Source organism: Thioclava sp. PTB-PU3-1 (assembly GCF_055666785.1).
In genome coordinates this window covers 1-22,105 of the sequence record NZ_JBVNVL010000003.1, presented here as the reverse complement: position 1 = coordinate 22,105, position 22,105 = coordinate 1, and the positions used below count along the sequence as shown (strand labels likewise).

At 65.0% G+C, this 22,105-nt stretch carries 22 protein-coding genes and 1 riboswitch; of the genes, 12 read left to right on the top strand and 10 right to left on the bottom strand.

All coding sequences use genetic code 11. The features are described 5' to 3' along the window. Nucleotides 1–88: 88 nt before the first annotated feature. Nucleotides 89–197: riboswitch (guanidine-I (ykkC/yxkD leader) on the bottom strand. Nucleotides 198–406: 209 nt separating this feature from the next. The 9 genes from ACZ7GB_RS09790 to ACZ7GB_RS09750 all read right to left on the bottom strand — a co-directional run bounded on the left by ACZ7GB_RS09790 (nucleotide 407) and on the right by ACZ7GB_RS09750 (nucleotide 9,798). Next, entirely contained in the window at nucleotides 407–1,624 is a 1,218-nt protein-coding gene (locus ACZ7GB_RS09790; protein WP_083079335.1) for an efflux RND transporter periplasmic adaptor subunit, read from the bottom strand. A 3-nt stretch (nucleotides 1,625–1,627) separates the two neighbouring features. After that, on the bottom strand, nucleotides 1,628–3,991 hold the full coding sequence (locus ACZ7GB_RS09785; RefSeq protein WP_472158497.1) for an ABC transporter permease: 2,364 nt from the start codon (nucleotides 3,989–3,991) through the stop codon (nucleotides 1,628–1,630). A 4-nt stretch (nucleotides 3,992–3,995) separates the two neighbouring features. After that, nucleotides 3,996–4,700 (bottom strand): ABC transporter ATP-binding protein, encoded by a 705-nt coding sequence (locus ACZ7GB_RS09780; protein ID WP_472158496.1) that lies wholly within the window; start codon nucleotides 4,698–4,700, stop codon nucleotides 3,996–3,998. A 139-nt stretch (nucleotides 4,701–4,839) separates the two neighbouring features. Next, nucleotides 4,840–5,334, bottom strand: coding sequence for a hypothetical protein (locus ACZ7GB_RS09775; protein WP_472158495.1), 495 nt, complete (start codon nucleotides 5,332–5,334; stop codon nucleotides 4,840–4,842). Nucleotides 5,335–5,480: 146 nt separating this feature from the next. After that, on the bottom strand, nucleotides 5,481–5,867 hold the full coding sequence (locus ACZ7GB_RS09770) for a DUF302 domain-containing protein (protein WP_472158493.1): 387 nt from the start codon (nucleotides 5,865–5,867) through the stop codon (nucleotides 5,481–5,483). A gap of 28 nt (nucleotides 5,868–5,895) precedes the next feature. Continuing rightward, the gene (locus ACZ7GB_RS09765; RefSeq protein WP_472158492.1) at nucleotides 5,896–7,281 is read right to left on the bottom strand and encodes an MBL fold metallo-hydrolase; all 1,386 of its coding nucleotides are present in this window, start codon (nucleotides 7,279–7,281) and stop codon (nucleotides 5,896–5,898) included. Nucleotides 7,282–7,418: 137 nt separating this feature from the next. After that, the gene (locus tag ACZ7GB_RS09760) at nucleotides 7,419–8,783 is read right to left on the bottom strand and encodes a sensor histidine kinase (protein ID WP_472158491.1); all 1,365 of its coding nucleotides are present in this window, start codon (nucleotides 8,781–8,783) and stop codon (nucleotides 7,419–7,421) included. Next, on the bottom strand, nucleotides 8,783–9,448 hold the full coding sequence (locus tag ACZ7GB_RS09755) for a response regulator transcription factor (RefSeq protein ID WP_472158490.1): 666 nt from the start codon (nucleotides 9,446–9,448) through the stop codon (nucleotides 8,783–8,785). The genes ACZ7GB_RS09760 and ACZ7GB_RS09755 overlap by 1 nt, the downstream gene beginning before the upstream one ends. Then, the gene (locus ACZ7GB_RS09750; RefSeq protein WP_078541404.1) at nucleotides 9,448–9,798 is read right to left on the bottom strand and encodes a PepSY domain-containing protein; all 351 of its coding nucleotides are present in this window, start codon (nucleotides 9,796–9,798) and stop codon (nucleotides 9,448–9,450) included. The genes ACZ7GB_RS09755 and ACZ7GB_RS09750 overlap by 1 nt, the downstream gene beginning before the upstream one ends. 124 nt (nucleotides 9,799–9,922) lie before the next feature. Here ACZ7GB_RS09750 and ACZ7GB_RS09745 point away from each other — a divergent pair, with 124 nt between their 5' ends. The 9 genes from ACZ7GB_RS09745 to ACZ7GB_RS09705 all read left to right on the top strand — a co-directional run bounded on the left by ACZ7GB_RS09745 (nucleotide 9,923) and on the right by ACZ7GB_RS09705 (nucleotide 16,115). After that, nucleotides 9,923–10,393, top strand: a complete 471-nt coding sequence (locus tag ACZ7GB_RS09745; protein WP_078522774.1) for a PepSY domain-containing protein — start codon at nucleotides 9,923–9,925, stop codon at nucleotides 10,391–10,393. A gap of 459 nt (nucleotides 10,394–10,852) precedes the next feature. Beyond that, on the top strand, nucleotides 10,853–11,320 hold the full coding sequence (locus tag ACZ7GB_RS09740; RefSeq protein ID WP_472158488.1) for a GNAT family N-acetyltransferase: 468 nt from the start codon (nucleotides 10,853–10,855) through the stop codon (nucleotides 11,318–11,320). Nucleotides 11,321–11,488: 168 nt separating this feature from the next. Further along, nucleotides 11,489–12,376 carry a LysR family transcriptional regulator gene (locus ACZ7GB_RS09735; RefSeq protein WP_472158487.1) on the top strand — a complete coding sequence of 296 codons (888 nt, stop codon included), beginning with the start codon at nucleotides 11,489–11,491 and terminating at the stop codon, nucleotides 12,374–12,376. 106 nt (nucleotides 12,377–12,482) lie between these two features. Further along, nucleotides 12,483–13,106: an NAD(P)H:quinone oxidoreductase gene (gene wrbA / locus ACZ7GB_RS09730; RefSeq protein ID WP_274963657.1), complete on the top strand. Its 624-nt coding sequence runs from the start codon at nucleotides 12,483–12,485 to the stop codon at nucleotides 13,104–13,106. Next, nucleotides 13,106–13,744: a DsbA family oxidoreductase gene (locus ACZ7GB_RS09725; RefSeq protein ID WP_472158485.1), complete on the top strand. Its 639-nt coding sequence runs from the start codon at nucleotides 13,106–13,108 to the stop codon at nucleotides 13,742–13,744. Before wrbA ends, ACZ7GB_RS09725 begins: the two co-directional genes overlap by 1 nt. Nucleotides 13,745–13,756: 12 nt before the next feature. After that, the gene (locus ACZ7GB_RS09720; protein WP_274963655.1) at nucleotides 13,757–13,906 is read left to right on the top strand and encodes a hypothetical protein; all 150 of its coding nucleotides are present in this window, start codon (nucleotides 13,757–13,759) and stop codon (nucleotides 13,904–13,906) included. Nucleotides 13,907–13,929: 23 nt separating this feature from the next. After that, the gene (locus tag ACZ7GB_RS09715; RefSeq protein WP_472158484.1) at nucleotides 13,930–14,427 is read left to right on the top strand and encodes a P-loop nucleotide/nucleoside kinase family protein; all 498 of its coding nucleotides are present in this window, start codon (nucleotides 13,930–13,932) and stop codon (nucleotides 14,425–14,427) included. A 70-nt stretch (nucleotides 14,428–14,497) separates the two neighbouring features. Continuing rightward, nucleotides 14,498–15,397, top strand: a complete 900-nt coding sequence (locus ACZ7GB_RS09710; RefSeq protein WP_472158483.1) for an EamA family transporter — start codon at nucleotides 14,498–14,500, stop codon at nucleotides 15,395–15,397. A gap of 25 nt (nucleotides 15,398–15,422) precedes the next feature. Further along, nucleotides 15,423–16,115 carry a DUF4386 domain-containing protein gene (locus ACZ7GB_RS09705; RefSeq protein ID WP_143595198.1) on the top strand — a complete coding sequence of 231 codons (693 nt, stop codon included), beginning with the start codon at nucleotides 15,423–15,425 and terminating at the stop codon, nucleotides 16,113–16,115. 82 nt (nucleotides 16,116–16,197) lie between these two features. On the opposite strand, the gene ACZ7GB_RS09700 is transcribed toward ACZ7GB_RS09705, so the two are convergent. Further along, nucleotides 16,198–17,310 carry a zinc-binding dehydrogenase gene (locus ACZ7GB_RS09700; protein ID WP_078602496.1) on the bottom strand — a complete coding sequence of 371 codons (1,113 nt, stop codon included), beginning with the start codon at nucleotides 17,308–17,310 and terminating at the stop codon, nucleotides 16,198–16,200. A gap of 329 nt (nucleotides 17,311–17,639) precedes the next feature. Between ACZ7GB_RS09700 and ACZ7GB_RS09695 the strand changes: the two genes are divergently transcribed. The 3 genes from ACZ7GB_RS09695 to ACZ7GB_RS09685 all read left to right on the top strand — a co-directional run bounded on the left by ACZ7GB_RS09695 (nucleotide 17,640) and on the right by ACZ7GB_RS09685 (nucleotide 21,446). Beyond that, entirely contained in the window at nucleotides 17,640–19,016 is a 1,377-nt protein-coding gene (locus ACZ7GB_RS09695) for an NAD-dependent succinate-semialdehyde dehydrogenase (protein WP_078602497.1), read from the top strand. After that, nucleotides 19,013–19,627 carry a glutathione S-transferase family protein gene (locus ACZ7GB_RS09690; RefSeq protein WP_078570525.1) on the top strand — a complete coding sequence of 205 codons (615 nt, stop codon included), beginning with the start codon at nucleotides 19,013–19,015 and terminating at the stop codon, nucleotides 19,625–19,627. Before ACZ7GB_RS09695 ends, ACZ7GB_RS09690 begins: the two co-directional genes overlap by 4 nt. A gap of 175 nt (nucleotides 19,628–19,802) precedes the next feature. Further along, on the top strand, nucleotides 19,803–21,446 hold the full coding sequence (locus tag ACZ7GB_RS09685) for a flavin monoamine oxidase family protein (protein WP_472158481.1): 1,644 nt from the start codon (nucleotides 19,803–19,805) through the stop codon (nucleotides 21,444–21,446). Nucleotides 21,447–22,105: the final 659 nt, after the last annotated feature.

The window sequence follows — 22,105 nt, the reverse complement described above, 5'->3', positions numbered from 1 at the left end:
CCGTTGGCATGCGTCCCGCCTTTGTATGGCGTAGAGGCCGACCCGCTGGCGGAACAAGAGATGAGGCGCGGGTCAGACCTGCGCAGTAATCTCCCGGGATTTTGGCCCGCCGTGTGCCCGCACGGAATTTGCCGCGTGGGTGGCACTTCTCGGACCAGACCTGCCTTGTCGGCAACGGAACCCTAAGCGCCCTGCAGGTTCATTCGGGCATGACCTTGGTGCGTTTCCAAAGGTGGAGAGGGGGCAAAAGCCGCCTCGATTGCGGCTCGCATGGCATTTGGGCGCAAAAAACTCTCAAGTGATGGTTTTTTGGGCGTCACCCCAAGCCACTTTGATCGGTTGGTGTGCTTTTTGCGCGGCTTCGTGATTCCTCGCGAGGTGGGAGGGGCGGGGCGTGAGGCGCAGCTCAACCGCCGGATCGGGCCTCCACCGGCGAGCCGTCTTCCAGCGTCTCGACCGGATAGAGTACGACCTTGTCGCCCTCGCTGAGGCCGTCCTGAAGCTCGGCATAGGTGCCATTGTCCGTCCCGATTTTCACGTTCACTTCCCGCGCGCGCCCGTCCTCGACCTTGAAGACGGCCCAGCCGGTGCCGCGCCGGAACAGCGCGCTCGACGGCACGCGCAGCGCGTCGGGGTTCTGCCAGACCACGATCCGGGCGGTCACCTGGAAGCCGTGGCCCAGGCCGGCCCGCTGTGCGGCGTCGCCGGTAAAGGCGATGACCACGCCAACGCGTTGCTCCTCGACGCCCAAGGCGGAGACCTTCGTCGTGCCCGATGGATCGATGCGGACCACCTTGCCCTCGAGCACATCCGGCCCGCCCCAATCGGTGATCTCCACCGGATCGCCGAGGCGCACGCGCACCGCATCGCGCGAGAGAAGATCGGCCACCACCTCGAGCCCCTCCGAGATGTCGCCGATCTCCATGATCGGGGAGCCCGCGGAGAGCACGGTCTCGTTCTCCTGCAGAATTTGCAGCACCGTTCCGGTCGCGGGCGCATAAAGCGGGATCGGCTCGACCCCGTCGCTGTTGTTCGCGGCGGCGTCATTCTGCAGCACGGATTTTGCGGAGGCCAGCGCGGCTTCGCGCATCGCGATGGCGGCTTTCGCTGCGGCTTCCTGCGCGGCGGCGTAGTCGGCATTGATCTGATCGCGGTCCAGTTTCGACTGGCTGATCGTGCCGGAGAGCGCGAGCCGTTGCGACCGCGCGAGATCGCTGTCGGCCTGTTCGCGCATCGCGACGGCGGCGCGGTAATCGCCCTCGGCCGCACTCAGCGCGGCTTGGGCCTCGGCCAGCGCGGCCTCTGCCTGCGCCCGGCTGCGGGCATCCAGAACGGCGGGCAGGGCGGGGCGCATCCGGGCGACGACCGTCTCATTCGCGACGACATGATCGCCGACATGGATATCTAGCCGCTGCAGCCTGCCGCTGACCGGGGTCGAGACCGTATAGCTTTCGCTCACGCGGGTCCGGCCATCATCCTCGATCACGAGCTTCATCGGGCCGCGCGTGACCTCGCCCATATCGACGGTCTGCGGCTGCGGCCAAAGCAGCGCGGCAATTGCGCCCGCTGCGATCAGGCCGATCAGGATGAGAATGAGCCATCTGGTCCGGGGTTTTGGTGTCACGGGTCAGTCCCTCGCCTTGAGCGCCGAAATCATGTTCAACCGATCCAGCGCGCGGCGCAACATCAGGATCGAGGCCAGTGTCGCCGAAACCACGACCAGCACCGCCATTGCGATGCTGGGCAGATCGAAGCTGACGCTGACCCGGTAGAGTTCATTGGAGAAAACGCGTGCGATCAACTTGGCAAGCGTCCAGCCGAACCAGATGCCGACCGGGAGCGCGCAGGCGACCAGCAGGGTGATCTCTCCGGCCAGGATCAGGGTCACCTCTCCGCGGGTGAAGCCAAGGACGCGCAGGCTCGCCAGTTCATGCGCGCGCTCGGCGAATGCGTTGCGGGCGGCGTTGTAGACGATGCCGAAGCTCAGCACGAAGGCGATTGCCCCAAAGACGAAACGCATCTGGCCCGCGCCCTCGTCGGCGATTTCCCGGAACGCCGCCAGACTGTCGGATTTGATCGAGACGCCCGCGACCTTGGGGCGCTCGCGCAGCTCGTGCAGAAGCTCCGGCGATGGGGCGCCTTCGGTGCGGATCGAGACCGAGGTGATCCGGTCCGCCTCGCCCACCGCCCGGGTCAGCGAGTCGAGGCGCATATAGGCCGGCGCGCCCAGCAAGGTGTCGGAGATCGCCGCGACCGGCAGCGACAGGGTCCGCTTGCGGCCTTCGGTGACTTCGGCGGTGAGGTTTTCGCCCGGCTGAAGTTTCAGCACATCCGCGAGCCCCCGCGAGATCACGACGCCCTGCGCGGGCAGGGCGATCGGCTCCAGATCGGGCCGCAGCGCACGGTTGAGCTGCGCATCCTCGGACAGGCCGGTCAGTTCGCCGCGATGGGTGATGACGCCGTTGCGGAAGAGGACCGGCACGTAGCGCGTCGGCTCGGCCTCCAGCACGCCGGGCAGGTGTGCAATTTCATGCGTTACATCGCGCGAGACGGGGTGGATGAAGCTCACCGTCGCATCCGAGCGGTCGGCAAAGCCGAAGGTGACATCCATCGTGTGATCGAAGCCCGAATAGATCATCAGCATCGCCATGTTCAGCGCGAGGCCGGCGGCCACGCCAGCGACCGTGCCGACGCTGCGTACAGGTTGCCGCGTGATCTGGCGCAGGATCATCCGCCCCGGCTGGTCGAAGACCCTCGTGACGATCGCGAGGAAGCCAACCCGGCCATGGGTGAAATCCGGCGGGGCCGGGGGGCGCATCGCCTCGGCGGGCGTCAGGCGGAACACCGTGCGCAGCGCAATCGCTGCACCGAGCGCGGCGGCGAGCAGCGAGAAGGCGAGACCCCCGGCGAACGGACCGGGATGCATCGAGAAGACGAGATAGGGGAATTTGTAGAATTCCATGTAGAGCCCGGTGATCGACCGCCCGAGCATCACGCCCAGGGCCGATCCGAGCAGCGCGCCCGCGAAGGCGATCATCAGCGCCATTTCGAGGTAATGCCCCGCGATCTCCGCCCCGCTATGGCCGAAGGCTTTCATCAACCCGATCTCGCGCCGCTCGGCCTGCACGATCCGGGTGATCGTGACATTGAGCAGGAAAGCCGCAACGGCGAGGAAGATCGGCGGTAGAAACACTCGCGACTGGCGCAGACCTTTGAGTTCCTCCTCGATGAAGCGCGCCGAGGTCTGCTGGTCCTGCACATAGCCCGCGCCGCCGCCATAGGGCGCCATCAGTCGGTCGAGATCGGCCAGCACCGCCTTGCGGGGCCGCTCGCGCGTGGTGAGCGCGAGCACCTCGTTGAACGCGCCGTCGAGATCGAGCACGGCGGCAGCGGCCTTGCGCTCCATCCAGATCACGGCGAAGCGGCCATCGGTCGGGAAGAATTCGCCCGGCGCGGGCATGAACAGAAACTCCGGCGCGCGGGCGAAGCCGACGACCTGCAGTTTTTGGTGGCGGCCTTCGACGGTGACGCCGAGCGTATCTCCAAGCGCGATCCCGCGGGCGGCTGCGAACGTGTCGAGCAGCACGACCTCGTCGCTGCGCCCGGCGATGGGCTTGCGTCCCGCCGTCATCAGGATGCCGTTCAGCCCCGCCGCGCCGGGCAGCGACAGGATGCGCGCCTGCACCGGCTCGCCCCCATCCGCGTCGATCCGGCCGAAGCCGCTGATCCGGCCTTCAGCGGCCAGCACGCCGGGAATCGCGTTGACCTGTTCCATCATCGAGCTGGGCGCGCGGGTGAGCGGCTCGAAAACCTGCGCCAGACGGTGCCGCTCGAAATAGGCGTCGCGGGTGACGGTGAGCGTATCGGTCAGCCCTGCCATCATCACCTGCACCATCACACCCAGAGCGACGACCGCCGAGATCGCGAGCGCCTGCGCCCGGATGCGCCAGAGGTCGCGGAACAGCTTGCGATGGAGAACGGTCAGGGCCATCGGCTCACCATTCGATCTCGGCAGGATCGGCGCGGGTCTCGTTGATGATCGTCTCGCGCAATTGGCCATCGGTGAAATGCAGCACGCGATGCGCCATCGCCGCCGTCGCCGCCGCATGGGTGACGATCAGCACGGTGGTGCCCAGCTCGCGGTTCACATCGTTGAGCACCTGCAGCACGCGCCGCCCCGTCGTGCTGTCGAGCGCGCCGGTCGGCTCGTCGCAAAACAGCACCGCCGGGCGCTTCGCGATGGCGCGCGCGATGGCGACGCGCTGCTGCTCGCCGCCCGACATCTGCGCCGGGAAATGGTCGAGTCGTTCCTCCAGCCCCACCAATCGCAGCGCCTCGCCCGCATCCATCGGGTCATGCGAAATCTCGGTCACCAGATCGACATTCTCGCGCGCGGTGAGGCTGGGCATCAGGTTGTAGAACTGGAAGACGAAGCCGACATGGCTGCGCCGATATTGCGTCAGCGCGCGGTCGGACATTTCGGTCAGGTTCTGATCCCCGAACCACGCCTGACCCGAGCTTGGCCTGTCGAGCCCGCCGATGATGTTGAGAAAGGTGGATTTGCCGCTGCCCGAGGGGCCCAGCAGCACGACGACTTCGCTGCGCGGAATTTCGAGCGTCACCTCTCGGAGCGCGTGAACCGCGGCAGGACCTTCGCCGTAGGTCTTCGACAATGCTTCGGTGCGAAAGGCAGGCTGCACGCTCGGCCTCTTGAGATAGATCGGGCAGAGTGCCCAACCCGGATCAGATCACAGCTTCTTCAGGCAGTCAAAATTTGTCGGCTCTGGCGGGGAGTTGAGCGCTTCAGCGTGACCCCGACGCATCGAGTCGCAGGCGTCGTCAGGTGCTGAGGCTGTGGAAGAAGAGGTCGATTTCCAGCGCCAGTCCGAACTCGAATTCAGCCAGTTCGGGGTGGGTCCATTCGTGCTGTTCGAGACGGTCGAGAAAATCGCGCCGTTTGCGCTCGTCGCTCGCATCCAGCGACAGGGTCTCGGCGGCGCGCAGCAGGTCGATCCGCTTATGGACCTCGCGCATGGCGGAGAAGGCTTCCATCATCACCGGCATCAGGCGCGGCTCGGTCTGCCAGGTTTGCCCGCCGAAGACCTCCTGGACGACACGGTTGCCGGAACCTAGGCAATCATAGGCGACGCAGCCCGCCATGCCTTCCTGCGTCAGCTTGTCGTGGATCGAGCAGTCATGCCCACAGAGGTGCCGACAGGGCTCGCCGGGGTTCTTGCTGAAGGCGAAATCCTTGCCCTTGTCGAAGGCCAGCACGAGACAACACAGGGCTGCGCATTGAGAACAGTCGGTCTTGAGACGATCGGTCTGGGACATTCTGGCCTTCGCTTAACGGGACTTCGCACGGAAAGTCGTCGGGCCGTGATATCCCGCAAAACGGCTCTTGAATGCAAGGGCTGCGCGGGACGCGTGTGCGGGTGCCCCGGCAGCGGAGGAGGTCTCGCTGCCGGGGTCATTCCAGCTCAAAGGGCTTCAATCGCCTTTGCCAGCATGGCGCGCACTTCGCCCGCGACGGATTTCAGCTGCGGATTGTCGATCGCCGTCATCGAGGCTTCCGGGTCGATCGCGCAGACGAGAATGTCCGAACCGTCCTGTCGCAGAATGACGTTGCAGGGCAGCATCGCGCCGACATTCGGCTCCAGCTGGATCGCCTGATGCGCCATCTTCGGATTGCAGGCGCCGAGGATCAGGTAGCCGGGCATGTCCTCGTCGAGCTTCTTCTTCATCGTGCCCTGCACGTCGATCTCGGTGAGCACGCCGAAGCCTTGCTCTTTCAGGGCCTCGCGGCTCCGGGTGTCGGCCTCTTCGAGCGTGGTGTTGGTGAGGCGTTTGTCGATGGTGTAGCTCATGGTGTTGGCTCCTTGAGTTGAAAGCGATTCAGGTTTCGACCGGGTAGTCCTGCGCGGACCAGGCGCCGAAGCTGCCCGGCACCGCCGAGACGTTCTTGAACCCCGCGCGGTGCAGCAGGCTCGCGGCGAGGCTGGCGCGGTAGCCGCCCTGACAGTAGACGGCGTAGGCGGTCGCGCGGTCGAGCTGGTCCATCTCGTCGTCGAGCGTGCCGAGGAAACGGTGGATCGCGCCGGGGATATGACCGCCGTCCCATTCCTCGTCCTTGCGCACGTCGAGCGGGGGCAGATCGCTGCCCTTCAACTCCTGCACGGTGACCTGCGGGATATGCGCAAGCGGTCGCCCGGAAGTGCGCCACGCGGCGATGCCGCCGTTCAGGTAGCCCGCGAATTTCGTGAAACCCACGCGCCAGAGACGCAGCACGGCCTCATCAATGTCGCTAGCTTTTTCGCTAACCAAGGCGATGGGCTTGTCGGGATCGAGCGTCCAGCCCGCCCAGACCGAGAGGATCGGCTGCAGCCCGATGTTGATCGAGCCCTCGATGAAGCCGCCGCCGAAGGCGAGCATGTCGCGGAGATCGACGAGCTGCACGTCGTCCTTGGCGATCAACGCCTCGAACTCCTCCGGTGTCTTGCCGATGCAGCGCGGCAATCCGTGCATAACCTCGGGGCCCGCCGCGTTTACCTTCTTGAGGCGCGGGTAATGCGTCGGCACCGGCGGCGCGTCCTTCGTCATCTCGTCCTTGAAGGCCTGCAGATCGGTGATCTGGACGTATTTGTTATGGGCCTTCTCATAGGCGATGCTGGTCGACATCCGGTCGCCGATATTCGGCCCGCAGGCCGAGCCCGCGCCGTGGCAGGGGTAGACGAGCACACCGTCGGGCAGTTGCATGTAGAATTCCTGCGTGGTGCGGAAGAGCGCCTCGGTCAGTTCCTCGGTCTTGTCGTCGCCCAAGAGGTCGGGGCGGCCGACCGAATCCACGAAGAAGGCATCGCCGCTCAGCACGCCCCACGGGTCGTCATTGTCCTTCTCGTAGAGCAGGAAGGAGACGTGTTCGGGCGTGTGCCCCGGCGTGTGCCGCGCATCGAGCGTGAGATCGCCGAAGGTGAAGCGATCACCGTCGCGGATGCCCTCATGCGCGAAGTCATATTCGGCGCCGCCTTCGACGCTGACGCAAAGCTTGGGCGTGCCATCCAGCCGGTCCACCAATTCGCGCGCACCTGACATGAAGTCGGCATGGATATGGGTCTCGAACACATGGGTGATCGTCAGGCCGAGCGCCTTGGCGCGCTCGATATAGATATCGCAATCCGGGCGGGGATCGACGACGGCGGCGGTGCCGCTGCCGGTGTCGCCCAAGAGGTAGGAGCACTGGGCGATCCCTTCCGCAAGGATCTGTTCAAAACGCATGGTCATGTCATTTGCCTCCGAATTTCCGTCAGCTCGGGATTGCCGGAGAAATGCGTCGCGATCGATTCATGTTCCAAAACTTGAATATGTGGGCAGGACATCGCTCATAAACGATGCGTGAGGATGATGCCCGTTTCAGGTGTTCAGGAGCGGCGCGTGCCGGGGACGCCAGCGCGGGCGTCCGGAAGGTTTAGCGTCACGCGCAGCCCGGTCTCCGCATTCGCGATGCTCAGCGTGCCGCCGACGGCCTGCGCGATCTCGGCGCTGATCGACAGGCCCAATCCATGGCCGCTTTCATCGGCGCGCGCGCCCCGTTTCTGAAGATGCTCGATGCGGTCCGCCGAGATGCCCGGGCCGTCGTCCTGCACGTCGATGGCGATCATTTCCGCGCGGCGGCTTGCGCGGATTGTGACCTGCGATGTGGCGTGTCGGCTGGCATTCTCGATCAGCGCCCCGAGTGCTTCGGCAAGATCACTGGCGTCGAGCGTCACCTGCAGATCCTCGGGCACCGCAATTTCCCACTCAACGGCGCTGCCCGTGGGCGTGCGCCGGATCACCGAGACGATCTGCTGCACGACAGGGGCCACCGTGGCCTTGTCTTTCACGACGCGCCCCGCGAGCCGCGACCGCGTCAATTCGCGGTCGACATGGCGGCGCATCGCTTCGGCAATTTCCTCAATGGCGGCGGCAGACTCGGTCTGGCCGTTCTGGCGCAGCCGGTCGGCCTCACCCATCAGCGCCTGCAGTGGGGTCTTGAACCCATGCGCGAGATCGGCGGCGCGGTGGCGCGCGCGGTCCAGCTCGGCTTCGCGGGCGTCGATCAGCGCGTCGACTTCATTGGCGAGCGGTTGCACCTCTTTCGGGAAATCGCTGCCGAGCCGGCGCTGTTCTCCCGAGCGCACGGCGAGCACGCGCCGCCCGACCTCCGACAGGGGGCGCAGGCCGAAGAAGAGCTGAACCCATCCGGCAGCGATCAGAGCGGCTGCGAGGATCGCATTATAGGGCAGTAGTTCCTTGAGAAAATCGCTGCGCGCCTGATCCAGATCGGTCGTCGTCAGCGCGACCGCCGCGCGCACTCGGCCCTCGCCCAGAGACCGCGGCAGGGTGACGCTGCGCTCCAGCGTCAGAAGGGTGTCGCCTGTCTGGTCGGGGAGACGATGCACGTGGATATGCCCGTCGGGCAGCTCATCGGGCGGCAGGGGCAGCGCGTAATCCCAAAGCGAGCGCGACCGCAGCAGCGTGTCGCCGAGGTCGATCTGCCAGTAAAGCCCGCTCAGAGGCTGGTCGAAGCGCGGATCGGCGGGCGGCGTCTGCAGTGCCAGCATCCCATCGGCATTGCGCCCGAGCCCGGCCACGACCTGATCGAGCTGCACCGACAGTTCGGCCTCGGCCCGGCGCTGAACATGGGCGGCAAACAGCGCCGTCAGCGCGGCGGAGGCAATCGCCAGCGCCAGCACCACCGCGAGCGCGCCGCCAAGCGCGAGCCGGAGGCGCAGTGACAACCGCATCACGCGTCGCCGCCTTCGAGGAAATAGCCAAAGCCGCGTCGCGTGCCGATCACGCCGGGGCCGAGTTTGCGGCGTAGCCGCGCGACGAGCGCCTCGAGCGCATTGGCCTCGCGCGAGTCGTCGTCGCCGTAGAGATGTTCGAGCAGTTCCGTCGGCGGCACAACGCGTTCGCGATGCAGCATCAGGTAGGAGAGCAGCCGGAACTCCAGCGCCGTCGCCGCGATCGGCACGCCGCGGATCGACACGCTCATCCGGTTCGCGTCGAGCGTCAACTCGCCCACGCTCTGGTTCGCCGAGGCTCGCCCTGCCGACCGCCGGATCAGGGCCCGCGCCCGCGCCACCAGCTCTTCCATGCGGAACGGTTTGGGGAGGTAGTCATCCGCGCCAGCGTCGATCCCCTCGACCCGCTCGGTCCAGGCGCCGCGCGCGGTCAGCACCAGTACCGGCATCTCGCGATCATTGGCGCGCCATTTCTTGAGGATGCTCAGCCCGTCCATCTTCGGCAGGCCGAGATCGAGAATGACGAGGTCGTAATCTTCGGTATCGCCCAGAAACCACGCATCGAGCCCGTCCGCGCAGGTCTCGACGAGAAATCCCGCCGCTTCGAGCGCAGCCTTGAGATCCGCCGCGATCCTCTGGTCGTCCTCGACCGCCAATACGCGCATTACTTGTCCCCGTCGCGCTCGCTGTCTTCGGGACCACCAATCGGCAAACCGGTCGCCGCGTCAACCTCAAGCTCGATGATCCGGCCTTCCGGGGTGATCAGCTTGAGCTCGTAGACATAGTGACCGTCATCCGATTCGAGATCCAGCTTGATGACGCGGCCGCCGAAACGGTTGCGCACGCCGCCGAGGATTTTCGACAGCGGCAGAATCTCTTCACGCTCGACCGCGCTGCGCGCCCGATCGTGATCCGAGCCGCCTCGGCCCGAGCCGCCGCCGCCGCCCGCACGCTCGGCGAGGGCGGGCGTGGCCGTGGCCAGCGAAAGAAGGAGGAGGGTCGTGAGCGTTTTCATACGGCTTTCCTAGCGCAAACAAGCTGACAGAACGCTGACAGAACCCGTCAGTACGGCGTCAGAGTGAATCTGCCAATGTCGTCTCATCCGGGCAAATCGCCCTATCCGATCACAGGAGTTAAAGATGAAACGCACTCTTCTCTTCACCGCCGCCCTCGGTGCCGCTGTCGGCGCATTCAGCCTCGGTGCCGCACAGGCGCAGGGTCCTGGTGGCAATGGGAATGGCGGCGGCGGGCAGTCGGGCGGTCAGGTCATGCTGCCGCAGAAGAATGCCACGCAGACCAAGTCCCAGAACCGCGAGACCTACGAATACCGGAACGAATATCGCAACTCGTATCGCAATGGCGAGTCCGAGGGCGAATATGGCATGCCGTCGAACTACCGCGAGGAAGTTCGCAACATGAATCAGGCGCGCGAGCAGTGGAAGAAGATGGACGAGGTCGCCAGCGACCTGCGTGCCGAGGGCTACCAGATCAGCAAGATGGAGATGGAGCGCTACAGCTACGAAGCCAAGGTTCGCGATCGCGACGGTCGTCGGCTTGAGCTGAAGCTCGACCCGGTGTCGGGCGAGATCATCGGCTCCGAGCTGGACTGATGAGCGAAGGAGCGGCCAGGCGGGTCTGAGGCCCTTTCGTCCGCTTCGGATACTGCGGGCTGGTGGCGAGATTCGCCACCGCCCACCTGACACTCGATTTGAGTGTCCTACATTTGGGAGGCGTGCACCTCGCGGGCCACTCCCATCCCGAACACCTCGCGAGAGCCATGGTCACCGGCCGCAAACACGCCTGACCTGAGCCGCGGGGTATCGAGCGAGCTTTGTTGTGCCGTCCCCACACCCCTCACAAAGCTCGCTCGATTATTCTCCAAAGCTCCGAAATGGCGAATATCCGAACGCCGCTATCTGCTGGCCCGCCGCTCGGGCCTGCCCGCACCGTGGACATGGACGCAGTTGCGGGGCCCCTCCGGTTGACCCGGACTGGACTTTTGTGTCAGGCACGCGACCTTTCATGAGGACCCTCGGCGCACGTGCCGGGCCCAGCCGAAGGAAGGACATATGGCACTTACCCTGCGCCGCAACCGCGACCGCGATCTGGCACCCTTGGCAGCAATGCTTTCGGACGCCGAAATCCCGCTGCTCAATCCCAATGCGAAAGTCCCGTTCGACGAGATGGAATGGCATCAGAAGTGGCTCGGAGACCGCGAAGATGTTTCCTTCTACCTGCAGGATGCCGCAGGGCGAGATGTGGGTTTCTTCGCGCTGCGAGAGGGTGTCGGGCCGGAAGTGCGGCACCTGACCTATGTCTATCTCATCGAAGAGGCACGCGGTGGCGCCGCTGCGGAGCTTACGAGCCATGTGGAGCAGGCGGCGCGCGACCTCGGGGCGCTGACCCTGACCTTGAAGGTGGAAGTCGACAACGCGCCAGCCCACAACGCCTATCTCTCGGCTGGCTATGAGGAGCTGTCGCGGCGGCAGGGCATGGCCACGATGCGGCTGGATCTGGAGGAGCGGCCCGCCGAGTGAGCGGGCCCTCTGGTCGCAGTTTTGGGCCGCGGTCGTGAAGGTCGCCTTCGTCTCCCGCGATGCACCCTGCGGCTTCGGCACTTATGACCGCTCTCTGCGAAGGCGTTCGCGTGCGGCGAAATTCGTGCTATTCGGAGCGCTACCTGACCGCCCCGAGGGTTTTCCGAAATGGACAAGCTTTCCGTCATGCAAGCCTTCCGCCGCATTGTCGAGCGCGGCAGTTTCGCGCGCGCGGCGGAGGATCTCGGGGTGTCGCCGGCGCTTCTGAGCCGCGAGATCAAGCTGCTGGAAGAAAGCCTCGGGAGCTCGCTACTGACACGCACGACGCGCTCGATGTCTCTGACCGATGCCGGGCGTCTCTACTATGACGAGGCGAGCGGCATTCTCGACGCGGTGACCTCGGTCGAGACGCGTATCCGCGACGGGGCCGGGGCGGTGCGCGGGCATCTGAAAGTGAACGCCTCCAGCTCCTTCGGGCAGACGGTGATTTCCCCGATCCTGCCGGAGTTTCTGGAGGCGCATCCTGATCTGCGGCTGTCGCTCTCGCTCGATGACCGAGTTGTCGACATGGTGGAGGGCGGCTTCGACGTCTCGATCCGCATCCGACCGGCGATGCCGGATTCGGCTCTGGTCGCGCGCAAGATCGGCACCATGCGGCAGCGCATCTTCGCTTCGCCTGCATATCTTGCCCGAGCTGGGACGCCCGAAGGGCCGGAGGATATCGCAGGGCATAGGGTGATCGGCTTCCTGCTGGCCGACCATCTGACGAAATGGGCGCTGCACGGGCCGTCCGGGGCCACCACGCTAGATCTCGATCCCGCCATTCGTGTGGGCAACAGCCTCGTTCTGCGGGATCTGCTGATCGCGGGGCAAGGCATCGGCACCTTGCCGGATTTCGTCTCGAACGCGGCCGAGGCGCGCGGTGATCTGGTGCGCGTGCTGCCCGAGTGGGAACTGCCCGCACCGGAGATTTTCGCCGTGACGGCCTCGCGGTTGGGTATGGATGCGAAGGTGACAGCGTTTCTTGATCACCTACGGACGGCGATGGAAGCCTGACATTCTTCAACGGGCGTAAAGAGTGATTTGCGCCTCGGCCGCTTATTCCGGCGCGGCTGATCCGCGATCTTCTCAGGCAACGAAACCCATGCCCTGAGAGGATCCAATGACCCGCGTTCTCGTTCTTTATTACTCCAGCTACGGCCATGTCCGCGCGCTCGCCCAAGCCGAGGCGGAGGGCGCACGCAGCGTGCCCGGCACGCATGTCGATCTGCGCCGCGTTCCCGAAACCCTGCCTGACGACATCCGGCAGAAGGCTGGCTTCGCCGCCGACGACACGCCCGTCGCCAGCCCCGCCGATCTCGAAGCCTATGATGCGATCATCTTCGGCACGCCCACGCTGTTCGGGATGATGGCGGGGCAGGTGAAGTCCTTCCTCGATCAGGCGGGCGGGCTCTGGGCGCGCAATGCGCTGGTCGGCAAGGTCGCCGCCGTGTTCACCTCGACCGGCTCGCAGCATGGCGGGCACGAGGCGACGCTGCTTTCCACGCAGATTCCGCTGCAGCATTTCGGGATGCTCATCGCCGGGATGCCCTACACTTTCGCGGATCAGACGCGGGCCGACGGGATCGTCGGCGGAGCGCCCTACGGCGCTGGCACGATCGCCGGGGCGGACGGGTCGCGGACACCGACCGAGACCGATCTCGCGGGCGCACGCTTCCAGGGCGCCCATGTCGCGCGCATCGCGGCGCGGCTGGCAGGAGCCGCTCTGAACGAGGAGGCCGCGTGATGCCCAAGCTCACCATCGATTTCTTTCACGACGTGGTCTGCTGCTGGTGTTTCAATATCTCGTCGCGGATGCACAGCCTCGCCTCCGAGTTCGATCTCGACATCCGGCATCGCACATTCGTCCTGCAGGCAGACCGCGCCGAAATGGCTGCGCGCTGGGGCTCCCCCGAAGCCGCCCGCGAGACCATTCTTGGGCATTGGGCGGTCTGCAGAGAGGTCAGCGACCGGCCCGAGCGTGTCGATATCGAGGCCATGCGGGTCGCTGATTTCGACTATCCGCACGGGATGACCGCCGCGCTCGGATGCAAGGCCGCCGAGGCGCTGGGCGGGCAGGACGGCCATTGGGAGATGTTCGACCGGTTGCAGCGCGCGCATCTCTCCGAGGCCCGGAACATCGCCGATCCGGTCATCGTGCGCGATGTCGCGCGAAGCCTCGGGTTCGAGGCGGCGGCCTTCGCAGAGGCGTTCGACGATCCGGCCACGGCGGAGGCTGTCGAAGCCGATCGTCAACGCGCCCGTGCCCTTCAGGTGCGCTCCATTCCGGCGCTGATCGTTCGGGAAACCGGCGCGCGGCTCGTGAACGGGACGCGTGAAGACCTCGCGGCACAGCTGCGCAGCTCGCTGAAACTCGTCGCCTGAGGAGTGCCCCTTATGAAGATCCGTTTGTTGTTCCGTGGTCTCCGGCATCGGCGCTTCCATCCGCGACGCGTGCCGCGCGATCTCTCGCCCTATCTGATGCGCGATATCGGGCTCGAGCCCTGGCCCGAGCGTCCCTGTCTCTCGCCGCGCCACTTCCGCTGAGCGACCCGACCGAAGGCGCCAAAATGACCTATCCATCTCCGACCCTCTACATGCTGTGCGGCAAGATCGCCTCTGGCAAATCCACTCTGGCGGCACGCTTGGCGCGTGCGCCCGGAACGGTACTCATCGCCGAGGACGAGTGGCTCCATGTGCTTTTCGCCGATGCGTTGCGGTCACCGTCCGATTACGTCGACTATTCTTCGAGGCTCCGGCGGGTCGTCGCGCCGCATGTCGTGAAACTGCTGAATGCGGGGCTTTCGGTGGTCCTCGATTTCCCGGCGAATACCGTCACGCAACGGGACTGGCTACGCGGTATCCTCGACCAGACCGATGCGGCGCATCAGCTTCATGTGCTCGACGTGTCCGATGCTATGTGCCTGGCGCGGTTGCAGGCGCGCAATCATCGCGGGGATCACCCGTTCGAGGTCTCCGAAACCCAGTTTCGTCAGTTCACCCGCCATTTCGTCGAACCCACGCCTGAGGAGGGTTTCCATGAGGTGAGGCATTCAGAAGGGCCCTGACGCCGCCCGCCGATACCGTTCCAAGGCCCCGTCTTCTCTCTCTCGCTTGCCCCTGAATACGAGTCACCCGATGTCACGCACTACCGATATTTTCCTCACGGCGCTCGCCCCGGCTATCTGGGGGAGCACCTATCTCGTCACCACCGAGGCGCTGCCCGCTGGCTACCCCATCACGCTTGCGGCCTTGCGCGCCTTGCCTGCGGGGCTGTTGCTGGTCGCGCTCACGCGGTCGCTGCCGCCGCGTGCATGGCTTGGCCGCACCTTCCTCCTTGGCAGCCTGAACTTCGCTCTGTTCTGGAGCCTTCTCTTCGTGGCGGCCTATCGTCTGCCCGGCGGGGTCGCGGCGACGCTCGGCTCGCTTCAGGCGATGATGGTCATCCTCATGGCGCGCGGCTGGCTTGGCACGCCGGTGCGTGCCGGGGCCGTCACTGCTGCGGCGACGGGTGTGCTGGGCGTCGCGCTTCTTCTGCTGGGGCCGGAAGCCGCGCTCGATCCCGTGGGTGTTATCGCCGGTATTGGCGGGGCCGCGTCGATGGCGGCGGGCACCGTGCTGAGCCGAAAATGGCAGCCGCCTGTCTCGGCGCTGAGTTTCACCGGCTGGCAACTGACGGCGGGTGGGCTGGTCCTGCTGCCACTGGCTTTGATCGTCGAGCCGTCCCTGCCGCCGCTGACCGCGCTTAACCTGTCGGGTCTGATCTGGCTTGGCCTGATCGGGGCGGGCGCGACCTATGCGATCTGGTTCCGGGGCATCGCCCGTCTCGAGCCCGGCGCGGTCTCAATGCTGGGGATGATGAGCCCGGTCACGGCGGTCTCCCTTGGCTGGCTCTGGCTGGGGCAGGGCCTGTCGTTGCTCCAGATGAGCGGCGCAGCTATCGTTCTGATCTCGGTCTGGGCCGGGCAGCGCGCGAACCGTCCGCGCGGGCCGGGCACCTTCCGACCCACGGTCGTGGCGCAATCGAGAGCGGCGTGAGCGTCAATCAACGGAGGACTTCCGCGTGGCCCAACTTTCCCTGACGGACGACCTGATCCGAAAGTCGCGCCTCGCCGGGCTGCTATATCTCATCATCATTGTCATGGGGCTCGGCGCCGAACTTGGCCTGCGCGCTCCTCTGATCGACCTTTCAGATGCCGCGGGCACGGCCGCAGCGATACTGGCGGCGCCGGGCCAGTTCCGGCTGGCGATTATCGCTGATCTCGTGATGGCGCTGAGCGATGCGGGGCTTGCCGCCTTGCTTTACCTGATTTTTCGCAGCGTCGCTCCGGGTCTTGCCCTATCGGCGATGGTGTTCCGGCTGATTCAGGCGGTCCTCATCGCGGCAAATCTGATGGCTTTGCAGACGGCCTGGCTGCTTCTGTCAAACGCACATGATCTGGCCGACGCCCAGTCGCTGGCGCTGATTTTTCTCGAGCTGCATGGCCATGGCTACGATCTCGGGCTGGTCTTCTTCGGTGTGAACAGCCTGATGATGGGCGCGCTGGTCTGGCGCTCGGGCCTCTTCGCGAAAGCCTTCGGGGTGGGGCTCGCGTTGGCCGGTCTGGTCTATCTGATTGGCAGCGGGATCCGGTTTCTCGCCCCCGACCTCTCATCGGCTTTCGCCCCGGCATACGGGGTGACGATCCTCGCAGAGACTGCGTTCTGCCTCAGATTGCTGTTTCCGCCGCGTCGACACGGGCGGAGCGCGAGCTGACTCTGGTCTAGCCCAGCGACTGTCGGTTCGTCAGAATCCGAAGCGGCCCGGATCCGTTCCGAGCCGCTTCGGCGATGAATCATCAGGACCAGGGGGTCACGAGGTATTTCTCCCCGGTCTTCATCTTCCGGTAATCGGTCACGGCTTCCTTCGTCAGCATCTCGTCGAGATTGACGCGCGTCTTGTAATGGCTGGCGAAGGTGGTGGTGAGATTGTCGCGCACGCGCTTGCGCATGCGGCCGACGGTTTCTTGCCCCGCCGCTTGCAGGAACGGGAACAGCAGCCAGCCCGACAGCGTCCAGCCGAAGCCATAGCTCGGGGAAAGCGTCGTCGGGCCGGTGTCGAGCCGCCCGTAGATGAACATCCGCTTCGGCTGGTTCGAGCCGTAGCGCGAATATTCCGTCATCCGGCTCACCGCGACCTGTTCCATCGCCTTGAAGGCGTTGTCGACCGCGTGGCCGCCGCCGATCGGATCGAAGCCGTAGAAGGCGCCGGTGTCGTCGATCGCGGCGCTGAGCTGCTCCATGAAGTCATCCTGCGACGAGTTCACGACATGGGTGGAGCCGATCTTCTGGAGCAGATCGACCTGATCGTCCTTGCGCACGATATTGACGAGACCGAGCCCGTCCTCCTGACAGATGCGGGTCAGCATCTGGCCGAGGTTCGACGCCCCGACCGTGTGCAGGATCGCGTCCTGCCCGTCCATCTTGGCGTTCTCGGCGAACCCCAGCGCGGTCATCGGATTGACGAAGGCGCTCGCGCCCTCCTCGGAGGAGTGATCGCCCAGCGGCAGGCACATCTGCGCGTCGGCGGTGCAATATTGGCTGTAGGCGTTGCCCGGCACGCAGGACACGCGTTGCCCCATCAGCGCCTTGGCCGCGTCGCTGTCACCGGTCGCGACCACGGTGCCCGCGCCCTCGTTCCCGGCGGGTAGCTTAAGGCCGTGCCGCGCTTTCGAACCCGCGTTGAACGGCTCGGGCATCTTGGCCACGAATTTGCCGGGGGAATATTCCGCGTTCTCCATATCCGCCGCGCCGACGAGGATGGCGAGGTCCGACGGATTGATCGGAGCCGCTTCCATCTTCACGAGGACTTGGTTGCCGGTCGGATCGGGGAAGTCCACGTCCTCGATCGCGACGGTGAGCGTACCGTCTGCCTCCAGCGTCGTGAACAGTTGCTTGCCAGTGGTCGCCATGTCGATCTCCAGATTTGAATGTCGTCGGGAAGAGGTTGGTTCACGCCCAGAGATTTCCGAGGGCGCGCTTGCATTGCCAGATAGAGCGCCCTGCGTCCGAGGCGACCGCAAAGCGTGCAGCGAAAAGGCGCGCGGCTACGTTCCGCTGCGTCGTTTTTGGGGGTGTCGGGGGTGTGGCACTGCACGGGAGGGGTAGGGTCGGTTTAGGGACAAGTTTTCGTGGTCAGCAGTGACCGTTTCGCGGGCCGAAAGACGCCGCGTTACCGTCGCGGGCGCTGGAACTCCTCGACTGCGGTGCAAGTTTCCCTGGTGAAATCGAAGGAGTTCTCATGTCCACGATCACCACCACCAACCCTGCGACGGGCGAGACGATCCAGACCTATCCGCTGATGTCCGAGCAGGAGGCCGTCGAGAAACTCGAGGCCGCGCAGTCCGCTTTTCTGGAGTGGCGCAAGCTGTCCCATTCCGAACGCGCGCCCTACCTGACCAAGATCGCCGCGAAGCTCCGCGAGAATGCGGAGGAGCTGGCCGCGCTGATGACGCGCGAGACCGGCAAGCTTCTGAAGGACGGCAAGGCCGAGGTCGAGATCTGCGCCGCGATCTTTGAATATACCGCGAAGACCGGGCCCGACGCGCTGGCCGACGAGGAACGCACCCACGGCGCGAGCGGATCGCGTGGTGTGGTCACCTATCAGCCGATCGGCGTGATCTACTCGATCCAGCCGTGGAACTTCCCGCTCTATCAGCCGGTCCGTGTTCTGGCGGCGAACCTGATGGCGGGCAACGCCTGCGTGCTCAAACATGCGAGCATCTGCACCGGCTCCGGGCTGCGCCTGCGCGAGCTGTGCATCGAAGCCGGGCTGCCGGAGGATCTGTTCCAGGTCATCCTGATCGACCACGAGACCAGCGACAATCTGATCGAGCATCCGCTCGTGCGCGGTGTGACCCTGACCGGCAGCGACGGCGCAGGTCGGCATGTGGGTAGCGTGGCGTCGAAGGCGCTGAAGAAGACCGTGTTGGAGCTGGGCTCGAACGATGCCTATCTCGTGCTGGAAGATGCCGATATCGAAACGGCGGTGAAATTCTCGCTGATGGGGCGGCTGTATAATAACGGCGAGACCTGCGTCTCGGCGAAGCGCTTTGTCGTGGCGGACAAGGTCTATGACGCCTTCGTCGAGGCCTTCGTGGCGCAGATGAAGGCAGTGAAGATGGGCGATCCCACGAAAGACGACACCCAGCTTGGTCCGCTGTCCAGCGAGGATCAGTTCGAGACGGTGAAGGAGCAGGTGGAGCAGAGCCTCGCCAAGGGTGCAAAGGCGCTTTGCGGTGGCGAGGCCCCGGGCGGCACCGGCGCCTATTATCCCGCGACGGTGCTGGTCGACGTGACCCCTGGCATGCCCGCCTATGATGATGAAATCTTCGGTCCCGTCGCTGCGGTGATCCGCGCCAAGGATGACGAGGATGCGATGCGCATCGCCAATGATAGCCGCTATGGCCTTGGCGGTGGGATTTTCAGCAAGGATGAGGACCGCGGCCTCAAACTCGCCCGCGATCACTTCGACACGGGGATGGTCCGGATCAACTCCTTCGGGACCGCCGATCCGAACATGCCCTTCGGCGGGGTCAAGGATTCCGGTTACGGACGCGAGCATGGCGGCTTCGGCATGAAGGAATTCGTCAACGCAAAAGCGGTGTTCCTGCCATGATCACGCTTCACGCTCTGCACTATTCCCGCGCGACCCGGGTGCTGTGGCTGCTCGCCGATCTTGGCGAGCCTTGCCACCGGGTCGATTATCAGCGCACCGAGAATTTTCGCGCGCCGGAGGCCCTGTCCCGGGTTCACCCCTTGGGCAAGTCTCCGGTGATCGAGGACGGCAATCGGATACTCGCGGAGTCCGCGACGATCCTTCGCTACCTCGTCGCGAAATACGGCGACGAGACCCACACACCGCCGCGGGGCACTCCGGAATTCTGGCAGCACGAGGAGCTCCTCGATTACGTCGAGAGCTCCTTCGCCGAGGTCGTGCTGCAAGCGATTTTGCCAGCCTTTCGCGACAAGCCGGTCCCCGCTCAGGCGCAGGCGGCGCTTGATGCCCATCTCAATTTCATCGCACGGGCGATCGGTACGGGGCCTCTGCTGTTCGGCGACAAGGCGATGCTGGCCGATATCCAGATGTCCTATGTCATTGCCTTGTTGGCGCGGTTCGACCTGCTCGCGGATCATCCGAAGGTCGCGGCCTATTGGGCGGCGCTGCGAGCGCAGCCGGGATACATCGCGGCGACGGAAGCCGCCGGCCCGATGGCGCCTCCCGGGTGAGAGCCGTCGCGGATTTCGCTCCGGTGGCTCGGGCTTGAAAGGCCGGATCGATCTGGTCAACCCGCCGGCCCGAGCGCCCGCGGAATGCCTGCTTGCAGACCCTGATATTCTCGTAGAGGTCTTCTTTACCGCATCCATCGGGTTGCGGTGACGACTGGCGGAGCAGGAGACAGCTATGCAGCAATTGACAGCCTTTGGACCGGATTTCCCCTTTTCCTATGAGGACTGGATCAGTCATCCCGCGGGTCTCGGCACTATTCCCAAAGACATGCTTGGCGCGCCTGTCGCCATCATCGGCGCCGGAGCGGCCGGGGTGATCGCGGCCTACGAATTGATGAAGCTGGGACTGCGGCCCGTTGTCTACGAGTCCTCTCAGTTCGGCGGGCGGCTACGTTCGCAGAGTTTCGAAGGAACGAATGGGGTCGTGGCGGAGCTTGGCGGGATGCGCTTCCCCGTCTCCTCGCGTGGGTTCTACCACTATGTCGATCTCGTCGGATGCGAGAGCCGACCCTTTCCCAACCCGCTGACGCCCGCCGCCGGGTCGACCGTCATCGAGCTCGAAGGCCAACGGCATTTCGCCCGCAGCCTCGAGGACCTGCCCGAGCAATACCATCAGATTGCAGAGGCCTATGACGAAGCGCTGCGCAGTCAGGCGGCTTTTCCCGACCTGCAAGCCGCGGTGCGCGCCAAGGACATTGAGGCCATCAAGGCGATCTGGGATCCGCTCGTCCAAGACTGGGATGAGCGCACCTTCTACGATTTCGTGGCCCATTCGGATGCGTTCCAGAAGCTCGATTTCTCGCACCGGGAGATTTTCGGTCAGGTCGGCTTCGGAACCGGCGGCTGGGATTCGGACTTCCCGAACTCGATGCTGGAAATCCTGCGGGTGAACCTGCTCGGGCTCGACGACGATCAGCGCTACATCGTGGGCGGGGTGGAAACTGTCCTGCATCGCCTCTGGAACGCGGCGCCTGTCTGCGCGCATTGGCCGGAGGGTTCGACGCTCGCGAGCCTGCATGGCGGCGCGACGCGCAGCCGCGCCACCGCCCTGAGCCGCGAAGGCGAGATGATCCGGCTTCGGGACCAATGGGGCAACGAGGACGACTATGCGGCGGTGCTCGCGACCTGCCAGACGCACCTGCTGACGACGGCCATCGAGACCGAAGAGGATCTGTTCGATCAGAAGATGTGGATGGCGCTCGACCGGACCCGCTACATGCAGGCCGCGAAAACCTTCGTCATGACCGACCGGCCGTTCTGGAACGACATCGATCCGGAAACCGGCGAGCCGCTGATGTCGATGACGCTGACCGACCGGCTGACGCGCGGCACCTATTTCTTCGACAACGGACCCGACCGGCCCGGTGTGATCTGTCTCAGCTACGCTTGGATGAGCGACGCGCTCAAGGTGCTGCCGCTTAGTGCGGAGCGCCGGGTCGAACTGTCGCTGCAGGCGCTGGGCAAAATCTACCCCGGCGTCGACATCGCCTCGCATATCCGCGGCCAGCCGATCTGCGTGAGCTGGGAGGCGGACGAAAACTTCCTCGGAGCCTTCAAGGGCGCGCTGCCGGGCCACTATCGCTACAACCACCGCATCTACGGCCACTTCATGCAGCAAGGCATGGCCGCGAGTCAGAAGGGCGTATTCCTCGCCGGTGATGGTGTGAGCTGGACCCCCGCCTGGGTCGAAGGCGCGGTGCAGACGTCGCTCAATGCGGTGTGGGGGATCATGACGCATCTCGGAGGACGCAGCCCCGTGGCAAACCCCGGCCCCGGCGACCTCTATCCCGAGCGCGGGCCGATCAGGCTGGCCGATTGACCCAAACGGCGCGCGCGGCAGGAATGTCATGCCGCGCGTGGGTCAGGTGTCCTGCCCTCAGGAGGAGGCCGCCCCAAGGGATGCATGCCGACCAATAGGCCCTGAGCCTAGTCTTGGCTCGGCGTCTTCATCGCTTTGATGGCTGTTCGATTCCGTACGTTTCGCTGGTGACTCGGGCGGTTTGGGGTGCTGCCCTTGGGGCATGGTCCTCAGGAGGTTTCGCGAGGGCGGGTGATTTGCGCAAGATTCTTCCCTGGGCTGGTTTGGTGTGAATTGGGTGCATTTGCGGCGGTGTTGAAAGCGTAGCGATTTCAGTGTGTTGCGTTGTTCTTTCGAGAAAAGTGACAGTTTTTCGAAAAAGGCACTTGCGACTCCCGGGAGTGATCCGTAAATACCGCCTCACCGAAGCGGCACACACCGCAACGGGGCGCCGGAAGGGATCGCAAGAGACTGAAGGCGAAGGAAATTTTGGAGATACGGTTGGCAGGCGCGCCCCAAGGGATTGAGGCGAGGCCGGTTGATTTTGTCTCCGCGCTCTTTGACATTGATAGATATCTGAAGAGATATGCGGGCGGTTTGGTCGATGATCGATGCGGACCGGAGCATATCGGCTCTCTAGCTTTCGGGCGATGATGAGAGTGTCAGCTTCACTGTTTGGC

Bases quoted from the DNA above. Each gene is read 5' to 3' on its own strand.
- ACZ7GB_RS09785 (WP_472158497.1), bottom strand. From the start codon at position 3,991: ATGGCCCTGACCGTTCTCCATCGCAAGCTGTTCCGCGACCTCTGGCGC.
- ACZ7GB_RS09775 (WP_472158495.1), bottom strand. From the start codon at position 5,334: ATGTCCCAGACCGATCGTCTCAAGACCGACTGTTCTCAATGCGCAGCC.
- ACZ7GB_RS09770 (WP_472158493.1), bottom strand. From the start codon at position 5,867: ATGAGCTACACCATCGACAAACGCCTCACCAACACCACGCTCGAAGAG.
- ACZ7GB_RS09765 (WP_472158492.1), bottom strand. From the start codon at position 7,281: ATGACCATGCGTTTTGAACAGATCCTTGCGGAAGGGATCGCCCAGTGC.
- ACZ7GB_RS09760 (WP_472158491.1), bottom strand. From the start codon at position 8,783: ATGCGGTTGTCACTGCGCCTCCGGCTCGCGCTTGGCGGCGCGCTCGCG.
- ACZ7GB_RS09755 (WP_472158490.1), bottom strand. From the start codon at position 9,448: ATGCGCGTATTGGCGGTCGAGGACGACCAGAGGATCGCGGCGGATCTC.
- ACZ7GB_RS09750 (WP_078541404.1), bottom strand. From the start codon at position 9,798: ATGAAAACGCTCACGACCCTCCTCCTTCTTTCGCTGGCCACGGCCACG.
- ACZ7GB_RS09745 (WP_078522774.1), top strand. From the start codon at position 9,923: ATGAAACGCACTCTTCTCTTCACCGCCGCCCTCGGTGCCGCTGTCGGC.
- ACZ7GB_RS09740 (WP_472158488.1), top strand. From the start codon at position 10,853: ATGGCACTTACCCTGCGCCGCAACCGCGACCGCGATCTGGCACCCTTG.
- ACZ7GB_RS09735 (WP_472158487.1), top strand. From the start codon at position 11,489: ATGGACAAGCTTTCCGTCATGCAAGCCTTCCGCCGCATTGTCGAGCGC.
- wrbA (WP_274963657.1), top strand. From the start codon at position 12,483: ATGACCCGCGTTCTCGTTCTTTATTACTCCAGCTACGGCCATGTCCGC.
- ACZ7GB_RS09725 (WP_472158485.1), top strand. From the start codon at position 13,106: ATGCCCAAGCTCACCATCGATTTCTTTCACGACGTGGTCTGCTGCTGG.
- ACZ7GB_RS09720 (WP_274963655.1), top strand. From the start codon at position 13,757: ATGAAGATCCGTTTGTTGTTCCGTGGTCTCCGGCATCGGCGCTTCCAT.
- ACZ7GB_RS09715 (WP_472158484.1), top strand. From the start codon at position 13,930: ATGACCTATCCATCTCCGACCCTCTACATGCTGTGCGGCAAGATCGCC.
- ACZ7GB_RS09710 (WP_472158483.1), top strand. From the start codon at position 14,498: ATGTCACGCACTACCGATATTTTCCTCACGGCGCTCGCCCCGGCTATC.
- ACZ7GB_RS09700 (WP_078602496.1), bottom strand. From the start codon at position 17,310: ATGGCGACCACTGGCAAGCAACTGTTCACGACGCTGGAGGCAGACGGT.
- ACZ7GB_RS09695 (WP_078602497.1), top strand. From the start codon at position 17,640: ATGTCCACGATCACCACCACCAACCCTGCGACGGGCGAGACGATCCAG.
- ACZ7GB_RS09690 (WP_078570525.1), top strand. From the start codon at position 19,013: ATGATCACGCTTCACGCTCTGCACTATTCCCGCGCGACCCGGGTGCTG.
- ACZ7GB_RS09685 (WP_472158481.1), top strand. From the start codon at position 19,803: ATGCAGCAATTGACAGCCTTTGGACCGGATTTCCCCTTTTCCTATGAG.